General features: G+C 63.4%; 22 protein-coding genes. 10 read left to right on the plus strand and 12 right to left on the minus strand.

The features are described 5' to 3' along the window. Window positions 1-83 precede the first annotated feature (83 nt). The 4 genes from ftsY (at window position 84) to rpoH (ending at window position 4,266) form a co-directional block, all read left to right on the plus strand. Window positions 84-1,601 (plus strand): signal recognition particle-docking protein FtsY, encoded by a 1,518-nt coding sequence (gene ftsY, locus N430_RS03635; RefSeq protein ID WP_110632922.1) that lies wholly within the window; start codon window positions 84-86, stop codon window positions 1,599-1,601. Window positions 1,602-1,603: 2 nt separating this feature from the next. Next, window positions 1,604-2,275: a cell division ATP-binding protein FtsE gene (gene ftsE / locus N430_RS03640; protein WP_012274659.1), complete on the plus strand. Its 672-nt coding sequence runs from the start codon at window positions 1,604-1,606 to the stop codon at window positions 2,273-2,275. Further along, window positions 2,272-3,300, plus strand: a complete 1,029-nt coding sequence (gene ftsX, locus N430_RS03645; RefSeq protein WP_079230063.1) for a permease-like cell division protein FtsX — start codon at window positions 2,272-2,274, stop codon at window positions 3,298-3,300. Before ftsE ends, ftsX begins: the two co-directional genes overlap by 4 nt. Window positions 3,301-3,411: 111 nt before the next feature. Further along, the gene (gene rpoH / locus N430_RS03650) at window positions 3,412-4,266 is read left to right on the plus strand and encodes an RNA polymerase sigma factor RpoH (protein ID WP_079230062.1); all 855 of its coding nucleotides are present in this window, start codon (window positions 3,412-3,414) and stop codon (window positions 4,264-4,266) included. 62 nt (window positions 4,267-4,328) lie between these two features. On the opposite strand, the gene mtgA is transcribed toward rpoH, so the two are convergent. After that, the gene (gene mtgA, locus N430_RS03655) at window positions 4,329-5,039 is read right to left on the minus strand and encodes a monofunctional biosynthetic peptidoglycan transglycosylase (protein WP_110632926.1); all 711 of its coding nucleotides are present in this window, start codon (window positions 5,037-5,039) and stop codon (window positions 4,329-4,331) included. A 64-nt stretch (window positions 5,040-5,103) separates the two neighbouring features. Here mtgA and N430_RS03660 point away from each other — a divergent pair, with 64 nt between their 5' ends. The 4 genes from N430_RS03660 (at window position 5,104) to trmB (ending at window position 7,377) form a co-directional block, all read left to right on the plus strand. Next, a complete protein-coding gene (locus tag N430_RS03660; RefSeq protein WP_110632929.1) occupies window positions 5,104-5,475 on the plus strand; it encodes a DUF423 domain-containing protein in 372 nt (123 codons plus the stop codon). A gap of 102 nt (window positions 5,476-5,577) precedes the next feature. Beyond that, complete coding sequence (gene thiS, locus N430_RS03665; protein ID WP_110633780.1) at window positions 5,578-5,778, plus strand: sulfur carrier protein ThiS; 201 nt, start codon at window positions 5,578-5,580, stop codon at window positions 5,776-5,778. Between the two features lie 54 nt (window positions 5,779-5,832). Continuing rightward, complete coding sequence (locus N430_RS03670; protein ID WP_027920973.1) at window positions 5,833-6,645, plus strand: thiazole synthase; 813 nt, start codon at window positions 5,833-5,835, stop codon at window positions 6,643-6,645. A gap of 9 nt (window positions 6,646-6,654) precedes the next feature. Next, on the plus strand, window positions 6,655-7,377 hold the full coding sequence (gene trmB / locus N430_RS03675; protein WP_099814467.1) for a tRNA (guanosine(46)-N7)-methyltransferase TrmB: 723 nt from the start codon (window positions 6,655-6,657) through the stop codon (window positions 7,375-7,377). Window positions 7,378-8,009: 632 nt separating this feature from the next. Here the strand turns inward: trmB and N430_RS03680 are convergent. The 9 genes from N430_RS03680 to N430_RS03720 all read right to left on the minus strand — a co-directional run bounded on the left by N430_RS03680 (window position 8,010) and on the right by N430_RS03720 (window position 14,568). Next, window positions 8,010-8,336, minus strand: coding sequence for a DUF3392 family protein (locus N430_RS03680; protein WP_110632932.1), 327 nt, complete (start codon window positions 8,334-8,336; stop codon window positions 8,010-8,012). A gap of 9 nt (window positions 8,337-8,345) precedes the next feature. After that, window positions 8,346-9,521 (minus strand): radical SAM family heme chaperone HemW, encoded by a 1,176-nt coding sequence (gene hemW, locus N430_RS03685; RefSeq protein ID WP_110632935.1) that lies wholly within the window; start codon window positions 9,519-9,521, stop codon window positions 8,346-8,348. Beyond that, entirely contained in the window at window positions 9,518-10,114 is a 597-nt protein-coding gene (rdgB, locus tag N430_RS03690; protein WP_110632938.1) for an RdgB/HAM1 family non-canonical purine NTP pyrophosphatase, read from the minus strand. The genes hemW and rdgB overlap by 4 nt, the downstream gene beginning before the upstream one ends. After that, window positions 10,111-10,545, minus strand: coding sequence for a DUF4426 domain-containing protein (locus N430_RS03695; protein ID WP_110632941.1), 435 nt, complete (start codon window positions 10,543-10,545; stop codon window positions 10,111-10,113). Before N430_RS03695 ends, rdgB begins: the two co-directional genes overlap by 4 nt. A 22-nt stretch (window positions 10,546-10,567) precedes the next feature. Next, window positions 10,568-11,188: a methionine biosynthesis protein MetW gene (metW, locus tag N430_RS03700; protein ID WP_110632944.1), complete on the minus strand. Its 621-nt coding sequence runs from the start codon at window positions 11,186-11,188 to the stop codon at window positions 10,568-10,570. Between the two features lie 7 nt (window positions 11,189-11,195). After that, window positions 11,196-12,335: a homoserine O-acetyltransferase gene (locus N430_RS03705; RefSeq protein WP_110632947.1), complete on the minus strand. Its 1,140-nt coding sequence runs from the start codon at window positions 12,333-12,335 to the stop codon at window positions 11,196-11,198. Window positions 12,336-12,423: 88 nt separating this feature from the next. Continuing rightward, window positions 12,424-13,014 carry a YggT family protein gene (locus N430_RS03710; protein ID WP_027920981.1) on the minus strand — a complete coding sequence of 197 codons (591 nt, stop codon included), beginning with the start codon at window positions 13,012-13,014 and terminating at the stop codon, window positions 12,424-12,426. A gap of 10 nt (window positions 13,015-13,024) precedes the next feature. Then, on the minus strand, window positions 13,025-13,843 hold the full coding sequence (gene proC / locus N430_RS03715) for a pyrroline-5-carboxylate reductase (RefSeq protein ID WP_110632949.1): 819 nt from the start codon (window positions 13,841-13,843) through the stop codon (window positions 13,025-13,027). A gap of 38 nt (window positions 13,844-13,881) precedes the next feature. Next, on the minus strand, window positions 13,882-14,568 hold the full coding sequence (locus tag N430_RS03720) for a YggS family pyridoxal phosphate-dependent enzyme (RefSeq protein ID WP_110632952.1): 687 nt from the start codon (window positions 14,566-14,568) through the stop codon (window positions 13,882-13,884). 66 nt (window positions 14,569-14,634) lie between these two features. Here N430_RS03720 and N430_RS03725 point away from each other — a divergent pair, with 66 nt between their 5' ends. Next, window positions 14,635-15,633 carry a type IV pilus twitching motility protein PilT gene (locus N430_RS03725; RefSeq protein WP_110632955.1) on the plus strand — a complete coding sequence of 333 codons (999 nt, stop codon included), beginning with the start codon at window positions 14,635-14,637 and terminating at the stop codon, window positions 15,631-15,633. Window positions 15,634-15,730: 97 nt separating this feature from the next. Here the strand turns inward: N430_RS03725 and N430_RS03730 are convergent, their stop codons facing one another. After that, window positions 15,731-16,360 (minus strand): C40 family peptidase, encoded by a 630-nt coding sequence (locus tag N430_RS03730; RefSeq protein WP_110632958.1) that lies wholly within the window; start codon window positions 16,358-16,360, stop codon window positions 15,731-15,733. Window positions 16,361-16,527: 167 nt separating this feature from the next. Between N430_RS03730 and N430_RS03735 the strand changes: the two genes are divergently transcribed. Continuing rightward, a complete protein-coding gene (locus N430_RS03735) occupies window positions 16,528-16,947 on the plus strand; it encodes a TM2 domain-containing protein (protein WP_110632961.1) in 420 nt (139 codons plus the stop codon). Between the two features lie 56 nt (window positions 16,948-17,003). Here the strand turns inward: N430_RS03735 and N430_RS03740 are convergent, their stop codons facing one another. After that, window positions 17,004-17,705 carry an SPOR domain-containing protein gene (locus N430_RS03740; RefSeq protein WP_110632964.1) on the minus strand — a complete coding sequence of 234 codons (702 nt, stop codon included), beginning with the start codon at window positions 17,703-17,705 and terminating at the stop codon, window positions 17,004-17,006.

The raw sequence follows: 17,705 nt of genomic DNA on the forward strand, positions 1-17,705 counted from the left end.
ATTCAAAATAGTCTGTTCTGCGTTTAGAGAATTCCCGATGCGCCAGCTGCTGGCCCATCGCTACCCTGAGATAGCCGTCTTCCATGTTTGGTTCCAACGACGACAAAAAAGCGCCGGCCGAGGCTGGCGAGAAAAAAGGCCTGTTCAGCTGGTTTCGCAAGAAGCCGCAGCAACCTGTCGCCGAACAGCCTCAAACGCCCGAGCCACAAGCGCCCGAGGTGCAGCCAGCCGAGCCGGTAGCGCCGCAGCCTGCAGCCGAGCAGCCGCTTGTCGAGGCGCCACAGCCTGCACCGGTCGAGCCTGTACTTCCGGTGGTCGAAGCGCCTGTGCCAGAGCCGGTCGCTTCCCAGCCAGTGCAGGCGCCTGAGCCTGAGCCGGTTGCCTCTGCACCGCTGGTCGCGCCGGCGCCTGAACCTGTCGCCTCCATGCCTCTGCAAGCGGCGCCGGTCGAGGTTGCCCCGGTAGTCGAGCATGCTGCCCCTGTCAGCAACCTGGTGCTTCCGGTAGCCGAAGAGCCTGTGGCGCTGGTGCCAGACCTTGAGCCGAAGGCGCCGCCGGTGATACCGGAGCGTCCGGCACCGGAGCCGGTGGTCGTGGCTCCTGTCGCAGTCCCTGCGCCCGCCGAGCCGGAACCAGCCCCCGTGGTGGCTGCCCCGGTTGCCACCGAACAGTCCAAGCCCGGTTTCTTCGCCCGCCTCAAGCAGGGCCTGTCGAAGACCAGCGCCAGCATCGGCGAAGGCATGGCCAGCCTGTTCCTGGGCAAGAAAGTCATCGATGACGACCTGCTCGACGAGATCGAAACCCGGCTGTTGACCGCCGACGTCGGCGTCGAGGCGACCTCGGCCATCGTCCAGAACCTGACCCAGAAGGTTGCCCGCAAGCAGCTGGCTGACGCCGACGCGCTGTACAAGTCGCTGCAGGAAGAGCTGGCCGCATTGCTGCGCCCGGTCGAGCAGCCGCTGAAGGTCCAGGCGCAGAACAAGCCCTACGTGATCCTCGTGGTCGGCGTGAACGGCGCCGGCAAGACCACCACCATCGGCAAACTGGCCAAGAAGCTGCAGCTGGAAGGCAAGAAGGTCATGCTGGCTGCCGGTGACACCTTCCGTGCCGCTGCCGTGGAGCAGTTGCAGGTCTGGGGCGAGCGTAACCAGATCCCGGTGATCGCCCAGCATACCGGCGCCGATTCCGCCTCGGTGATCTTCGACGCCGTGCAGGCCGCCAAGGCCCGTGGTGTCGATGTGCTGATCGCCGACACCGCCGGCCGCCTGCACACCAAAGACAACCTGATGGAAGAGCTGAAGAAGGTCCGCCGGGTCATCGGCAAGCTCGACGCCGAGGCACCGCACGAAGTGCTGCTGGTACTCGACGCCGGTACCGGGCAGAACGCCATCAGCCAGGCCAAGTACTTCAACCAGAGCGTCGAGCTGACCGGCCTGGCCCTGACCAAGCTGGACGGCACTGCCAAAGGCGGGGTGATCTTTGCCCTGGCCAAGCAGTTCAGCATCCCGATCCGCTTCATCGGCGTCGGTGAAGGTATCGACGACCTGCGTACTTTCGAAGCCGAGCCGTTCGTCAAGGCTCTGTTCGCCGAGCGAGACTGACCATGATCCGATTCGAACAGGTTGCCAAGCGCTACCCTAACGGCCATGTCGGCTTGCATGAGCTGAGTTTCCGGGCGCGCCGGGGCGAATTCCTGTTCGTCACCGGGCACTCGGGCGCGGGCAAGAGCACCTTGCTGCGCCTGCTGCTGGCCATGGAACGCCCGACCAGCGGCAAGTTGATGCTGGCCGGGCAGGACCTGGGCCAGATCAGCAATGCGCAGATCCCGTTCCTGCGCCGGCAGATCGGCGTGGTGTTCCAGAACCACCAGCTGCTGTTCGACCGCACGGTGTTCAACAACATCGCCCTGCCGCTGCAGATTCTCGGCTTGTCCAAGGCCGAGATCGCCAAGCGCGTGGACTCGGCGCTGGAGCGGGTGTCGCTGTCCGACAAGGGCGAGCTGTTCCCGGCCGACCTGTCCACCGGCCAGCAGCAGCGGGTCGGTATCGCCCGCGCCATCGTCCACCAACCGGCCTTGCTGCTGGCGGATGAGCCCACCGGTAACCTCGACCCGCGCCTGGCCGCAGAGATCATGGGCGTGTTCGAGGACATCAACCGCCTGGGCACCACGGTTCTGATCGCCAGTCACGACCTGGCACTGATTGCGCGCATGCGCCACCGCATGCTGACCCTGCAGCGCGGTCGTCTGATCGGCGATGGGGAGGCCGGGCAATGAGCACTACACGTACACCAAAGGTTTCCGAGCGCGTTGCGCCCAAGGCCGCCGACCCGCAGCCGGCCAAGAAGAAGGGCGGCGATCACGACGACGACGGCCCGGACTTCCGCACCCTGCTACACGCCTGGCTGGAGAGCCATCGCGCCAGCCTGGCCGACAGCCTGCGGCGCCTGGGCAAGCAGCCGATCGGTAGCTTCTTCACCTGCCTGGTGATGGCCGTGGCCCTGAGCATGCCCATGGGCCTGTCGCTGCTGTTGAAGAACATCGAGGTGCTGGGTGGCTCCTGGCAGCGCGCTGCGCAGATTTCGCTGTACCTCAAGCTCGATGCGGGCAGCCAGCAGGGTGAAGCCCTGCGCGACGACATCAGGCGCATGCCGGGTGTCGCCGACGCCCAGTACGTAAGCCCCGGGCAGGCCCTGGAAGAGTTCCAGCAGCAGTCCGGGCTGGGCGAAGCCCTGCGCGAGCTGCCTGATAACCCTTTGCCTGGTGTGGTGGTGGTGACCCCGACCGAAGTCGACAAGCCGGCCCTGGAAGCCCTGCGTCAGCGCCTGTCGGAGCTGCCAAGGGTGGAGAACGCGCAGCTGGACCTGGTATGGGTGGAGCGCCTGGCGGCAATCCTCAAGCTGGGCGACCGCTTTGTCTTCGGTTTGGCAGTGATGCTGATTTCTGCGCTGCTGTTAGTAATCGGTAACACAATTCGTCTACATATCGAAAACCGCCGTATCGAGATCGAAGTGATCAAGCTGGTAGGCGGCACCGACAGCTACGTGCGCCGGCCTTTCCTGTACATGGGCGCCTTGTACGGCCTGGGTGCGGGCGTTCTGGCCTGGGCCATCCTGGCCTTCGGCCTGAACTGGCTGAACGAGGCCGTGGTAGGGCTGTCCGGGCTGTATGGCAGTGACTTCGCTCTGGGCGGAGTGCCAGCGTCCGATGGTCTGTCGCTCTTGATCGGAGCGGTGCTGTTGGGGTATATCGGTGCATGGATCGCAGTCGCCCGCCACTTGAACGAGCTGGCACCGCGATAGTTTTTACGTGCCAGCATTGACATTTTCTTCACGATGGAACTTGTACGGTCGTTCCGGGTCAATGTTGGCAGCGCTCACAAGGCGCGAGTTTTGAAAGTCGGAGGTTCTTGAATGACCACATCGTTGCAACCTGCCTATGCCCTGGTACCCGGTGCAAACCTGGAAGCCTACGTGCACACGGTCAACAGCATTCCGCTGTTGTCTGTCGAGCAGGAGCGTGATCTGGCCGAGCGTCTCTACTATGAGCAGGATCTCGAGGCCGCTCGGCAAATGGTGATGGCCCACCTGCGTTTCGTTGTACATATCGCGCGTAGCTATGCAGGCTACGGGCTGGCCCAGGCCGACCTGATCCAGGAAGGCAACGTCGGCCTGATGAAGGCGGTCAAGCGCTTCAACCCGGAAATGGGCGTGCGCCTGGTATCCTTCGCCGTGCACTGGATCAAGGCAGAGATCCACGAATTCATCCTGCGCAACTGGCGCATCGTCAAGGTGGCCACCACCAAGGCCCAGCGCAAGCTGTTCTTCAACCTGCGCAGCCAGAAGAAGCGTCTGGCCTGGCTGAACAATGACGAAGTGCATCGCGTGGCGGAAAGCCTCGGCGTCGAGCCCCGTGAAGTGCGCGAGATGGAAAGCCGCCTCAGTGGCCAGGACATGGCCTTCGACCCGGCAGCCGAAGCGGATGACGACAGCGCCTTCCAGTCGCCTGCGCATTATCTGGAAGACCACCGCTACGACCCGGCTGTGCAGCTGGAGGACGCCGATTGGAGCGACAACTCCACCAGCAACCTGCACGAAGCGCTGCAAGGCCTGGATGACCGTAGCCGCGATATTCTCTACCAGCGCTGGTTGGCGGAAGAAAAGGCCACGTTGCATGAGCTGGCTGACAAGTACAGCGTGTCGGCTGAGCGTATTCGCCAGCTGGAGAAGAATGCGATGAACAAGGTCAAGGCGCTGATCACCATCTGATCAAGCCTGGCTGCATTGAAAAGCCGCTGACCCGAGAGGGTGAGCGGCTTTTTTGTTGAGGCTCATGGCCTGCGCGAGCTGTCCAGTTGCATCAGGTAGCTGGGGCCGCCCAGCTGGCTCATCTGCCGGCGAATCCAGCCGGCCCGGCTGGCTACATAGGCGCTGGGCCGGCTGGCACTCCATTTGATCGGGCTCGGCAGCACGGCGGCCAGCTGGGCGGCCTGCTGGCGGGTCAGTCGGCTGGCATCCACGCCAAAGTGATAACGCGCCGCAGCCTGCGCACCGAACACACCTTTGCCCCATTCGGCGCTGTTCAGGTAGACCTCGAGAATCCGCTCCTTCGACCAGAACAGTTCGATCAGCGCGGTGAACCAGGCCTCCAGGCCCTTGCGGAAATAGCTGCGTCCAGACCACAGGAACAGGTTCTTGGCCACCTGCTGAGTCAGGGTGCTGGCCCCTCGAATGCTGCCGCCACGCTCGTTGTACGCCAGCGCCGCCTGGATGGCTGGAATGTCGAAGCCCCAATGGCTGGCGAACTTCTGGTCCTCACCGGCTATGACCGCCACCTTGAGCTCGTCGGAGATGTTCTCCCACGGTTCCCAGTCGCGTTGCAAGTCGATCGGTTCGCCACTCACCCATGATTGCACCTTGCGTTCTAGCATCAGGGCCGTGCCAGGCGGTGGTACCCAGCGAAACACCAGCACCAGCACGATGCTGCCGGCAGCGAACCAGAGCAGGGCGCGGGCGAGGCGGCGGAGAATGGATGACAGCATGGCAATGGCTTGGCCGGACCGTTGGAACGGGCCATTATACAGACCCGATAACAGGAGTCGTCCCATGCTTCGCAGCTTCCTCATGCTCGCCGCCTTTTTCGGCTTTACCGGCGTCGCCTTGGGCGCATTCGCCGCACATGGGTTGAAGAATCGCCTGACGGCCGATTACCTGGCCATTTCCCATACGGGAGTGACCTATCAGTTGGTGCATGCCCTGGCGATATTCGGTGTCGCCGTGCTCTCGGCGCACCTGCCGGGGCGCCTGGTCGGCTGGGCCGGCGGTCTGTTCGCCCTGGGGATCGTGCTGTTCTCCGGTAGCCTGTATCTGCTGACCCTCAGCGGCCTGGGCAAACTGGGCATCATCACCCCGATCGGCGGTCTTTGCTTCCTCGCCGGTTGGCTGTGCCTGGGCCTGGCTGCCTGGCGCCTGGGCTGACCAAACGGTCCACAATCGCGACTAATGGCGTGCAGTGCCCTTGGGTTCATGCGTGGATCGGCGCTAGAATGCGGGCCCCAAAGAACAATGGTGGCCGTGCGCATGCGCATTCAACTGAACGGTGAACCTTACGAATTGCCCGCTGGCGAAAGCGTCGCGGCCCTGCTGACCCGCCTGGAACTGACCGGGCGCCGGGTGGCAGTGGAACTCAACCTGGATATCGTGCCGCGCAGCCAGCACGACAGCACGCAGCTGAGCGAAGGCGACCAGGTCGAAGTGGTCCACGCCATCGGCGGCGGCTGAGTCCGGCCCGGCGATTCACCTGCAAGCCCAGCAATCTTTTCCCGAGGAACAACGATGAGCAACGTTCGTAGCGACAAGCCCTTCATCCTGGCCGGGCGCACTTTCCAGTCGCGCCTGCTGGTCGGCACCGGCAAGTACCGTGACATGGAAGAAACCCGCCTGGCCACCGAGGCCTCGGGTGCCGAGATCGTCACCGTGGCCGTGCGCCGGACCAACCTTGGCCAGAATGCGGGCGAGCCGAACCTGCTCGACGTGTTGTCGCCCGACAAGTACACCATCCTGCCGAACACCGCAGGTTGCTTTGACGCTGTCGAGGCGGTGCGTACCTGCCGTCTTGCCCGCGAGCTGCTCGATGGCCACAAGTCCCACGAGTCGCGCACCCTGGTGAAGCTGGAAGTGCTGGCCGACCAGAAAACCCTGTTCCCCAACGTGATCGAAACCCTCAAGGCCGCCGAAGTGCTGGTCAAGGACGGGTTCGACGTGATGGTCTACACCAGCGACGACCCGATCATCGCCCGCCAGCTGGCCGAAGCCGGCTGCATCGCGGTAATGCCGCTGGCCGGCCTGATCGGCACTGGCCTGGGCATCTGCAACCCGTACAACCTGCAGATCATCCTGGAAGAGTCCAAGGTGCCGGTGCTGGTTGACGCGGGTGTCGGTACCGCCTCCGATGCCACCATCGCCATGGAAATGGGCTGTGAAGCCGTACTGATGAACTCGGCCATCGCCCACGCCCAGCAGCCGGTGCTGATGGCCGAGGCCATGAAGCACGCCATCCTCGCTGGCCGCATGGCCTACCTGGCCGGCCGCATGCCGAAAAAACTTTATGCCAGCGCCTCTTCGCCGCTGGATGGTCTGATCAAGTAAGAGCCCCTGATGACTGACTCGCAAGATACGCCGATCTCCACCGACGGCGACCAGCGCCCACACCGCCGCATCAAGAGCTTCGTGATGCGCGCCGGGCGCATGACCGAAGGCCAGCAACGCGGCCTCGACCAGGGCGGCCCGCAGTTCATCCTGCCGCTGGCCGACAGCCCGGTGGACTACGACCAGGTGTTCGGCCGTTCGGCGCCGCGTACCCTGGAGATCGGCTTCGGCATGGGCCATTCCCTGCTGGAAATGGCCGCTGCCGCACCTGAACAGGACTTCATCGGTGTCGAAGTGCACCGTCCAGGTGTTGGCGCGCTGCTCAACGGCGTGCTGACCCAGGGCCTGAAGAACCTGCGGGTGTATGACTGCGATGCGATTGAAGTGCTCAACCGCTGCGTGGCCGACAACAGCCTCGACCGCCTGATGCTGTTCTTCCCTGACCCGTGGCACAAGGCGCGTCACCACAAGCGCCGCATCGTCCAGCTGGAGTTCGCCGAACTGGTACGTCGCAAGCTCAAGCCCGGTGGTGTGTTCCACATGGCGACCGACTGGGAGCCATATGCCGAGTACATGCTGGAAGTGATGAGCGCCGCCCCGGGCTATCGCAACCGTGCTGAAGACGGTACCTATGTGCCGCGCCCGGAAGAGCGCCCGATCACCAAGTTCGAACGCCGCGGCGAGCGGCTGGGGCATGGGGTGTGGGATTTGAAGTTCGAGAAGGTGGATTGATTGGCGGATTGAGCCTTTCGATACGCTGAGGCTTGTAGAAATGCAGGCGAAAAAAAACCGCTCTGAGAAGAGCGGTTTTTTTGTGTGAGCGACAGGACTGAGTATCCTTCGCTCTGGGAATTCACCGAAACCCCCCACACAGTCACTGGATCATAGGCATCCCGAGTGGGTGGGTCAATGACCAGAAATATCCAGCATTATGTGTGTCGGAGCGGTTAACAGCTTCTATCGTGTATTCCACGTATCATCGCGCTGCTCCTGTGAGGATTAATTCGGTGATGGGCCGGGTAAGTGAAGAATTCTACTTTCCGGCCCCTTCGACACGGCCTGAGAACCGTGCCGGTGACTCTCTTTCGAAGGGCCATTGACCTGGCCACTTCACCGAAATCTCCCACACAGATTTCGAAGGCGTCGAAGTACCGGTTAGATGCTGGAAGATTGGCCCGCCAACACGGAGGCCAAGGCATATGAAGCGTTTGCTTGATGCGCTGAGCCGCGTCTGGAAGCTCATCCGGATCTTGACTGTGCTCAAGACCGTTCGAGACTTCATGCGCGATCACTTCGATGATGCCCAGTAAGGGCTAGTCAGGTGGTGGGGCTGCCCTGGTTCCCCGGGGCAGCTTTTAGCAGGTTCACCCGCGGCGGTCAGCCACCACGCCAATCAACACCAGCACCACCAACAACACCGGCGCCAGCGCGTAGTTGTTGAACTGCCCCAATCCCTTCACCACCCACGGCGTGGCATAGATCAGCGCCGCACCACTGCCGACCATCACCAGGGCAGCCATCACCGGCACCCGTAGCGCGCCCGCCAGGGCACCCAGGCGCTGGTCCACCCAGCCTTTGATATCGGTGCCGAACAGCACCAGCAGGCAGCCTACCAGGGCCAGGGAAATCTCAGACAGATTGCTGCGGCTCCAGCGGGAAACCGTGGCGAGCAGATCAAGTACCAGATCCATGGGTCATCCTTAGGTCAAGAAATACTGCAGCAGGTCATTGAGGAACAGCTGGCCGCGCGGCGTGGCCACCAGTCGATCCGGTTCGACCTGCAAAAGGCCCTTTTGTTCGGCGGCGCGGCGGGCTTCGGCCAGCTGCGCCAGGGGCAGCCCGGTGCGCTGGGGGAACAGCTCGGCTTCCACGCCATCGGTGAGGCGCAGGGCGTTCATCATGAACTCGAACGGCAGCTCGTCCACCGGCAACAGCTTCTCGCCGGCCTTGAACGGCTTGGCCAGGTTCAGGTAGTCCTTGGGCAGGCGGGTCTTCCAGGTGCGCAGGATACGGCCATCGGCAAAGGTCAGCTTGCCGTGGGCACCGGCACCGATGCCGATGAAGTCACCGAAGCGCCAGTAGTTAAGGTTGTGCCTGGCGGCACGGTCAGCCTGGGCATAGGCCGAAACTTCATACTGCTTGAAACCGTTGGCCGCCATCAGCGCCTGGCCAGCTTCCTGGATGTCCCAGAGGATGTCGTCTTCAGGCAGCTCCGGCGGCTGGTTCCAGAACACCGTGTTCGGCTCGACGGTCAGCTGGTACCACGACAGATGAGTCGGCCCGAGGTCGATGGCCTGGCGCAGGTCACCCAGAGCGTCGTCCAGCGACTGGTCGGGCAGGCCATGCATCAGGTCCATGTTGAAGTTGTCGAAACCGGCCGCACGCGCCATGCCAGCAGCGCGGATCGCTTCGTCGCCATTGTGGATACGCCCCAGCGCTTCCAGTTTGGCCGGCTGAAAACTCTGCACGCCGATGGACAGGCGGTTGATGCCGGTCTGCCGGTAGGCCTTGAACTTCTCCTGCTCGAAGGTACCTGGGTTGGCCTCGAGTGTGATCTCGATGTCCGCCGCGAACGGGATGCGTTGCTCCACGCCACGCAGCAGGCGCCCCAGGGCATTGGCACTGAACAGGCTTGGCGTACCGCCGCCGAAGAAGATCGACGACAAGGTCCGGCCCTGCACGGCGGCCAGTTCCAGGTCGAGGTCGGTCAACAGGGCGTCGACGTAGGCCTCTTCCAGCAGCTCAGGCCCGGCGGCGTGGGAGTTGAAGTCGCAGTAAGGGCATTTGCGTACACACCACGGGATGTGGATGTACAGCGCCAGCGGCGGCAGGCTGGTGAGCGCCACCGCGCCAGCTTGGGACAGCGTTGCGATCATGCCAGGCCCAGACGTTGACGCAGCAGGGCCATGGCGCGGGCGCGGTGGCTGAGCTGGTTCTTATCCACAGGGGCGAGGTCGGCGCTGGAGCAGTTGCGCTCGGGTACCCAGAACAGCGGGTCGTAGCCGAAACCGTGCTCGCCGCTGGCCTCGAACAGGATGCTGCCGTGCCACAGGCCTTCGCAAAGGATCGGCAGCGGGTCATCGGCGTGGCGCACCAGGGCCAGCACGCAGACGAACTGGGCGCCGCGCTGCTCAGGCGGCACGTCCTTCAGGGCTTCGAGCAGTTTGGCGTTGTTCGCCGCGTCGCCCTTGCCATCGGCATAGCGCGCCGAGTAGATGCCCGGCGCGCCGCCGAGGAAGTCCACCGCCAGGCCGGAATCGTCGGCCAAGGCCGGCAGGCCGGAGATGCGCGCAGCATTGCGGGCCTTGAGGATGGCATTCTCGACGAACGACAGGCCGGTCTCTTCGGGCTCTACCTGGCTGAACTCACCGATCGAGCGCAGCTGTACGGATTGGCCGAGCATGGCCTGGAGTTCCTTGAGTTTGCCGGCGTTGTGGCTGGCCAATACGAGTTGCTGGAAATTCATCATTCGCCTGGGAACACTTCCTGGTTGAAACTGAGTTGATGGCTGACTCCGCCGGTTTCGACATTGAGGTCGAAGGTCAGGGTCTCGGCCTGCTCGATCTTGAACTGGGCGATGTAGTACACCGCGCCCTGGTCGGTTATCTGCTTGAACGATAGCGGGTTGGTACGCCCGGTCAGGTCCTTCACCGTGCCGCTGACCACCGCCATGGCGGGCTTGTCTTTCTTGAGCACGGCGATGTTGAGCACGCCTTGGTTCTTGCTGCGGTTGAGCCCGGTGGCAGCGGCGATGTCCGGTTGCAGCATGCTCGAGGTGAAGGCGCTGTAGTGCACCGTCACGTCGCCGAAGACTTCCTTGCGCTCGGGTCGGGCGGCATCGGCCGCCATCACTGGCAGGGCCAGGCACAGGCTGATCAGGAACAGGGCTAGGCGACGCATGGTGCGAATCCTCCGGTGGGCGTCAGACCGCCAGTTGATGCTCCTGCAGGCCCGGGCTGCTGACGCGATAGATGCCGATTTCACCTAGAAGATTAGGCCAAAGCCGCCCACCCCACCCGTTACGGTGCAAGTGGTCGACGGCCAGGCGGTCAAGGACCTTGGCGCGACGCTCATGGCACAGCTCTTCGAAGTCCGCAAAGGTGCAGAAGTGGATGTTCGGCGTGTTGTACCAGGTGTACGGCATGAAGTCCGAAACCGGCATGCGACCCTTGGTGGCCAGGTACCAGCGGCAGCGCCAGTGGCCGAAGTTGGGGAAGGTGATGATGCACTGGCGGCCCACCCGCAGCATCTCGTCGAGAATGCGGTCAGGGTACTCCACGGCCTGCAGGGCCTGGGTCATGATCACCACGTCGAAGCTGTTGCTGGCAAAGTTACCCAGGCCCTTGTCGAGGTCCTGCTCGATGACGTTGACGCCCTTGGCCACGCAGGCGGCGATGTTGTCGGGGTCGATCTCCAGGCCATAGCCGGTGACCTGCTTGCGGTCACGCAGCGAGGCCAGCAGCTCGCCACTGCCGCAGCCCAGGTCGAGTACCCGGCTGCCGGCGGGAATCCAGTCGTGGATGATTTCCAGATCGGCTCTCATGCTGTCCTCAGATGGCGATGCGGTTCATGTAGTTCGCGAAACCCTGCATGTAGCGAGGCGTGGGGATCAGGAAGGCATCGTGGCCGTAAGGCGAGTCGATCTCCAGATAACAGACGTTCTTGCGCGCCGCCATCAGGGCGTCGACGATCTCCCGCGAGCGGGCCGGCGAGAAGCGCCAGTCGGTGGTGAACGACATGATGCAGTAATCCGCCTTGACGTGGGCCAGGGTCGCGGCCAGGTCGCCGCCATTGGCTGCGGCCGGGTCGAAGTAGTCCAGGGCCTTGGTCATCAGCAGGTAGGTGTTGGCGTCGAAACGGCCGGAAAACTCCTCGCCCTGGTAGCGCAGGTAGCTCTCGACCTGGAATTCGACGCTGTGGAAGTCGTAGTTGAGCTTGTCGCTCTTCAGCTCACGGCCGAATTTCTCACCCATCGAGTCGTCGGACAGGTAAGTGATGTGGCCGACCATGCGCGCCAGCATCAGGCCGCGCTTGGGGATCACGCCCTGATCCTGGAACGAGCCGCCGTGGAACTCGGGGTCGGTGAGGATGGCCTGGCGTGCCACTTCGTTGAAGGCGATGTTCTGCGCCGACAGCTTGGGTGCCGAGGCGATATCCACGCAGTGGCGCACGCGATCGGGGTAGGTCATGGTCCACTGCAGGGCCTGCATGCCGCCCAGGCTGCCACCGACGATGGCCGCCCACTGCTGGATGCCCAGGCGGTCGGCCAGGCGCGCCTGGCTGTGCACCCAGTCTTCCACGGTCAGAACCGGGAACTCGGCGCCATAGGGCTTGCCGGTGGCCGGGTTGATGCTGCTCGGGCCCGTGCTGCCATTGCAGCCGCCGAGGTTGTTCAGGCTGACCACGAAGAAACGGTTGGTATCGATCGGCTTGCCGGGGCCGATGCAGCTGTCCCACCAGCCCGGTTTGCGGTCGGTGGCGGCATGGTAGCCAGCGGCATGGTGATGGCCGGACAGGGCATGGCAGATCAGCACGGCATTGCTCGCGCTGGCGTTCAGGGTGCCATAGGTTTCGTAGACCAGCTCGTAGCTGTTCAGCGAACGGCCGCAGGCCAGGGCCAACGGTTCATCGAACTTGGCAATTTGCGGTGTAACCAGACCGACGGAATCTTCGGGAAGGACAGTGGACATCGACCCTGCTCACGCTTGACGGAGGCGTAAGTCTAAAGAGCGCTACCCCCAGCGGCAAGCAAAGGCTTGCCGCCAGGTGCGCATGGGGTCAGATCATCCGCCACAGTTCCTGTGGCATGCCCGCATAGGCGGCCAGCGGCGGCATGACGAACGACTGGATCACCTGGATCGCCAGGAAGGCGAAGATCGGCGAGATGTCCATGCCGCCCAGGTTGGGCACGATGCGGCGGAACGGTGCCAGCACTGGCTCGCTGATCTGCCAGGCCAACTCGGCAGCCGGGTTGTGGCTGTTCGGTGCGACCCAGGAAACGATCACCATGACGATCATCGCCACCCAGAAGATCTTCAGGAACAGCGAGGTGATGCCGATGATGGCCCACATCAGCAGGTGCAGGACGTCGCCGAAGGTGCCGTAGGTGACCATCAGCACGAAGCCCATCAGCAGCGCCTGGATGACGATCGCCAGCAGCAGCGACGAGGTGTCCAGGCCGCCGATGCTGGGGATCACCCGGCGGATCGGCTTGAGCAGTGGCTGGGTCGCGCGCACGGCGAACTGGCTCAGCGGGTTGTAGAAGTTGGCCTTGACCAGCTGCAGCACGAAGCGCAGCAGGACGATCACCAGGTACAGGCTGACCAGGGTTTGCACCACGAAGATCGCGGCGCCGGACAGTGCATTCATCAACAGCTCCTTATTTGCCCAGTTGTTCGGCCAGCTCGGCGGAACGCTTCGACGCCGCTGCCAGCGCTTGCTCGACGATGGCTTCGAAGCCATTGCCCTGGAACGACTTGATCGCCGCTTCGGTAGTGCCGGCTGGCGAGGTGACGCGGCGGCGCAGTTCTGCAGCGTCGACATCGCTGGCCACGGCCATGTGCGCGGCGCCCAGGGCGGTTTGCAGGGTCAGTTGCGAGGCGGTTTCGCGGGGCAGGCCCAGTTTTTCGCCCGCAGCGGTCATCGCCTCGATCAGCAGGAAGAAGTAGGCAGGACCGCTGCCGGAGACCGCAGTGACGGCGTCCAGTTGTTGCTCTTGCTCCAGCCACAGGGCGGTACCGACCGCCGACAGCAGTTGTTCGGCCTGCTGGCGTTGTTCGGCGGACACTTCAGCGGTGGCGTACAGGCCGCTGACGCCTTGGCGCAGCAGCGCCGGCGTGTTGGGCATGCAGCGCACCACCGGGCGGGCGCCGAGCCAGGTCTGCAGGCTGGCGCAGGTGATGCCGGCGGCGATCGAGACGATTAGTTGACCAGCTTGCAGGTTCGGCTTCAGTGCCTCGCACACGGCCTTCATGACCTGAGGTTTCACCGCCAGCACGATTACATCGGCACCGGCAATGGCCTGGGCGTTGTCTTCGAAAGCCTCGATGCCGTGTTCGGCCTGGACGCGGGTGCGGGTCTCGGCGCCGGGGTCGCTGGCGCGGATCTGCGCCGCGTCCAGGCCTTGGGCACGCAGGCCGCCGATCAGGCTGGCGGCCATGTTGCCGGCGCCGATAAAGGCAATACGTGTCTTGCTCATGTCAGGTCCTTGAAGGAAAGAGTGAGTAAAGCATGGAATCAGACGGGGCCGTAATTGCGCGCGCCGAACAGGGCGGTACCGATACGTACCCAGGTCGCGCCTTGAGCGATGGCCGCTTCCAGGTCATGGCTCATGCCCATCGACAGGGTGTCCAGGCCAAGGCCGAGGCTTTCCTGAAGCTGGCGCAGGTTGGCGAAGGCGGCCTCCTGGGCGGCACGGTCTTCGGTCGGCTCGGGGATCGCCATCAACCCTCGCAGGCGCAGGTTTGGCAGCGCTGCCACGGCCTTGGCCAGCGCTGGCAGGTCGGCCGGGGCGCAACCGGACTTGCTGTCTTCGCCGCTGACGTTCACCTGCAGGCAGATGTTCAGCGGTGCCAGGCCCGCAGGGCGCTGTTCGGAAAGGCGTTGGGCGATCTTCAGGCGGTCCACGGAGTGTACCCAGTCGAAATGTTCGGCAATGGCTTTGGTCTTGTTCGACTGAATGGGGCCGATGAAGTGCCAGATCAAGGGCAGGTCGCGCAGTTCTTCTTGCTTGGCCAGGGCTTCCTGCAGGTAGTTTTCACCGACATCACGCACGCCGGCAGCGTGGATTTCGCGAATGGCGCTGGCCGGTTTGGTCTTGCTCACGGCCAGCAGCTGAACGCTGGCCGGGTCGCGTCCGGCAGCCTGGGCAGCGCTGTGGATGCGGGCGGCGAGGGCGGAAAGGTTGTCTGCTATGGTGGACATGGATCGATGCCGTCGGCTCTGGAGATCTTCGGCATTCTACCTGCTTGATGGCTATTGGGGAGTCTCATGGACGTGACCGACCTGTTGGCCCGGGCCGTGGAGGCAGGGGCAAGCGACCTGCATCTGGCTGCGGGCGAGATACCGACGCTGCGCGTGGATGGCGAGCTGCGGCGCATGGCGCTGCCGGGCGTGACGTCAGCAGCATTGAACGACGCACTGACGCCGCTGCTCGACCAGGGCCAGTGCCGGCAATGGTTGCAGGGCGATGAGCTGGATTTAGCGCTGGAGTTGCCATCACTGGGGCGTTTTCGTCTCAATCTGTTTCGGCAGCTGAACGGCCTGGCAGCCACGTTTCGCCTGATTCCGAAACGTATTGCCCGTGTCGATGAACTTGGTCTTGAAGAAGTGTTTCAAGCCGTTGCGCAGCATACGGATGGCCTGGTGCTGGTAGGCGGGCCGACCGGTAGCGGCAAGTCGAGCACCCTGGCGGCACTGATCGACCGGCTCAATCGAGAGCGGGCGCTGCATGTCATCACCCTTGAAGACCCTGTTGAAGTTATCCACAGCAGCCAGCGCAGCCTGGTCAATCATCGTGAGATTGGCCGACATTGCCGTGACTTCGCCCAAGGGCTGCGCAGTGCCCTGCGGCAGGACCCGGATGTGATCATGATTGGTGAACTGCGCGACCTGGAGACCATCCGCCTGGCGTTGCGCGCAGCGGAGACCGGGCATCTGGTGCTGGCCACGGTGCATACACGGTCCGCGGCCAGCAGCATTGACCGGCTGGTTGAGGTGTTTGCGGCAGAGGAGAAACCGCTGGTGCGGGCGATGCTGGCGGAATCGTTGCGCCTGGTGGTGGCACAGGTGCTGGTCAAGCGTGTGGGCGGCGGCCGGGTGGCGGCGCGAGAAGTACTGGTGGCGACGCCTGCGGTACGCAACCTGGTGCGTGAGGGGCGGATGGCACAGTTGTGTTCGGTGATGCAGGCCGGGGCGGCGGAAGGGATGCGGACGATGGAGGGGGCGATGCGGGGGCTGAGGGAGAAGGGGCTGATCAGCAATCTGTAGTGGCTGTTCCGGCCCTTTCGCGGGCAAGCCCGCTCCCACTATCCCGTGGGAGCGGGCTTGCCCGCGAAGAGGCCGGTACAGGAAAGCGCCGACAGGATCAGCGCTTGGCCAGGCTCAGCTGTTGCTGCTCTTTCGGCAGCACCCGCTTGGCAACCACATAGTGCTGCTGCCAGTAAGGCTTGTTCAGGCTGTCGATGCTCACCCGCTTGCCGGTGCGCGGCGCATGGATGAAGCGGTCGTTACCCAGGTAGATGGCAACGTGATTGACCCGACGGCTCTTGATGTTGAAGAAGATCAGGTCGCCAGGCTTGAGGTCGCTCTTGGCCACTTTCACGCCGTGGCCCTGGGCCATTGCGTTGGACGTACGCGGCAAGTCGACGTCTGCCACGTCGTTGAACGCATACTTGACCAGCCCGCTGCAGTCGAACCCTTTTTTCGGGTTGCTGCCGCCCCAAACATAAGGGGTACCGAGCACGTTGACCGCACGGCTGAGCACATCGCTGCTCTGCTTCGGCGACATCGCCGCAACGGCAGGCAGGTTGTGGCCCTTGCCCGAATGGTTAGAGCGTGCGTGCAGCGTGGCCTGCTTGACGGGCGCGTGTTTCACCGAAGCATTGCTGGTGTAACCGGTGAAACCATTGGGAAGACGTTGCTCACGATTGGTGGCGTGGGCGGCCAGGGGCAATAATAGGCAGAGGGTCAGCCATGTCTTGAATAAAGGCGGCATAGATGAAGCTCTTATGTAATGTTTATGTGTTTGGCGCGCAACTTTATAACAGCTTTTTGCTCCCTTTCAGGGCCGTTGGTCGATTGTCATGCTGCCGTACGTCGGGCCGCGATGAAAAAGTCACATTTTTCTTTAGAAAATTTTCGGATAACCCACGAGGGCTATGAATGAACAGTTATCAGCAAGGGGCGCCGTATCACGACACCCACAGCAAGGTCATCGGCTACCTGCTGTGGATATTCGGCTTTACCGGCTCGCACCGTTTCTACTACGGCAAGCCGGTCACCGGGACCATCTGGTTCTTCACCCTGGGGCTGCTCGGCATCGGCTGGCTGATCGACCTGTTCCTGATTCCGTCGATGGACCGGGAGGCTGACATGCGTTTCCAGTCCGGCCGTATCGACTACAACATCGCCTGGATCCTGCTGACCTTCCTGGGCATCTTTGGTGTGCATCGCCTGTACCAGGGCAAGTGGATCTCGGCGATCATCTACTTCTTCACCGGCGGCCTGTTCCTGGTGGGTGTGCTGTATGACTTCTGGACCTTGAACGGCCAGATTTCCGAAGCCAACGCCCGCAGCCGATAGGGTGCGAGGCGCCCACAAAAAAGGCCTTGTCGCGCTGTGCGGCAAGGCCTTTTTCGTTACTGGCGGGTCTGTCGCTGCTGCAGCAGCAGGTTGCTGAACCCGGCCCCCGCTAGCTGTTTCTGCGCCACGGTCAGCTGTTCACGGTTGCTGAACGGCCCGACCAGCACGCGGTACCAGGTTTCTTCCTTGACGGTACCCGACTCGACCTTGACCACCTGGCCGAGCAGGATGATCTGCGCGCGGACCTTGTCGGCGTCGGCTTGCTTGCGGAACGAGCCGGCCTGCAGGAAGTATTGCGTGGTCGCCGCCGGCTTGATCACCGGTGGCGCGGGTGGCGGTGTCTGCCCCAGCAGTGCGGCCTGGGCGCGGGCGGTGTCGATTTTCGCCGCTTCAGCCGGCGTCACCGGGGTTACCGGCTGCGCAGGCACTGGCGGGGTCTTCTCCGGCACGGCCTCAGGCGGCACGATCACCTCGGACTCCGGCAGCAGGGTGTAGAAGTCGTACTTCGGCTTCACCGGCGCCTGTGGCGTTGCGGGGGTGGTCGCCTTGCTGGCCTCGGCCACTTTCTCCGGCTTCTGCTGCTCGGGCTTGGTGCGCTTGATATCACCGCCACCAGGCTCGAGTTTCATCAGGAAGACGATGAACGCACCGACCGTCAGGCCGACCGCCAGCCATACCCAGCCGGGGATCGGCTGTTTGGCTGGTGCCGTCTGACGGCTGGCGCCGCGTTTTGGAGCTGGTTTTTTCTTGGCAGCCAA

The sequence above is a fragment of the Pseudomonas sp. CC120222-01a genome (assembly GCF_003097235.1).
Classification (GTDB): Bacteria; Pseudomonadota; Gammaproteobacteria; order Pseudomonadales; family Pseudomonadaceae; genus Aquipseudomonas.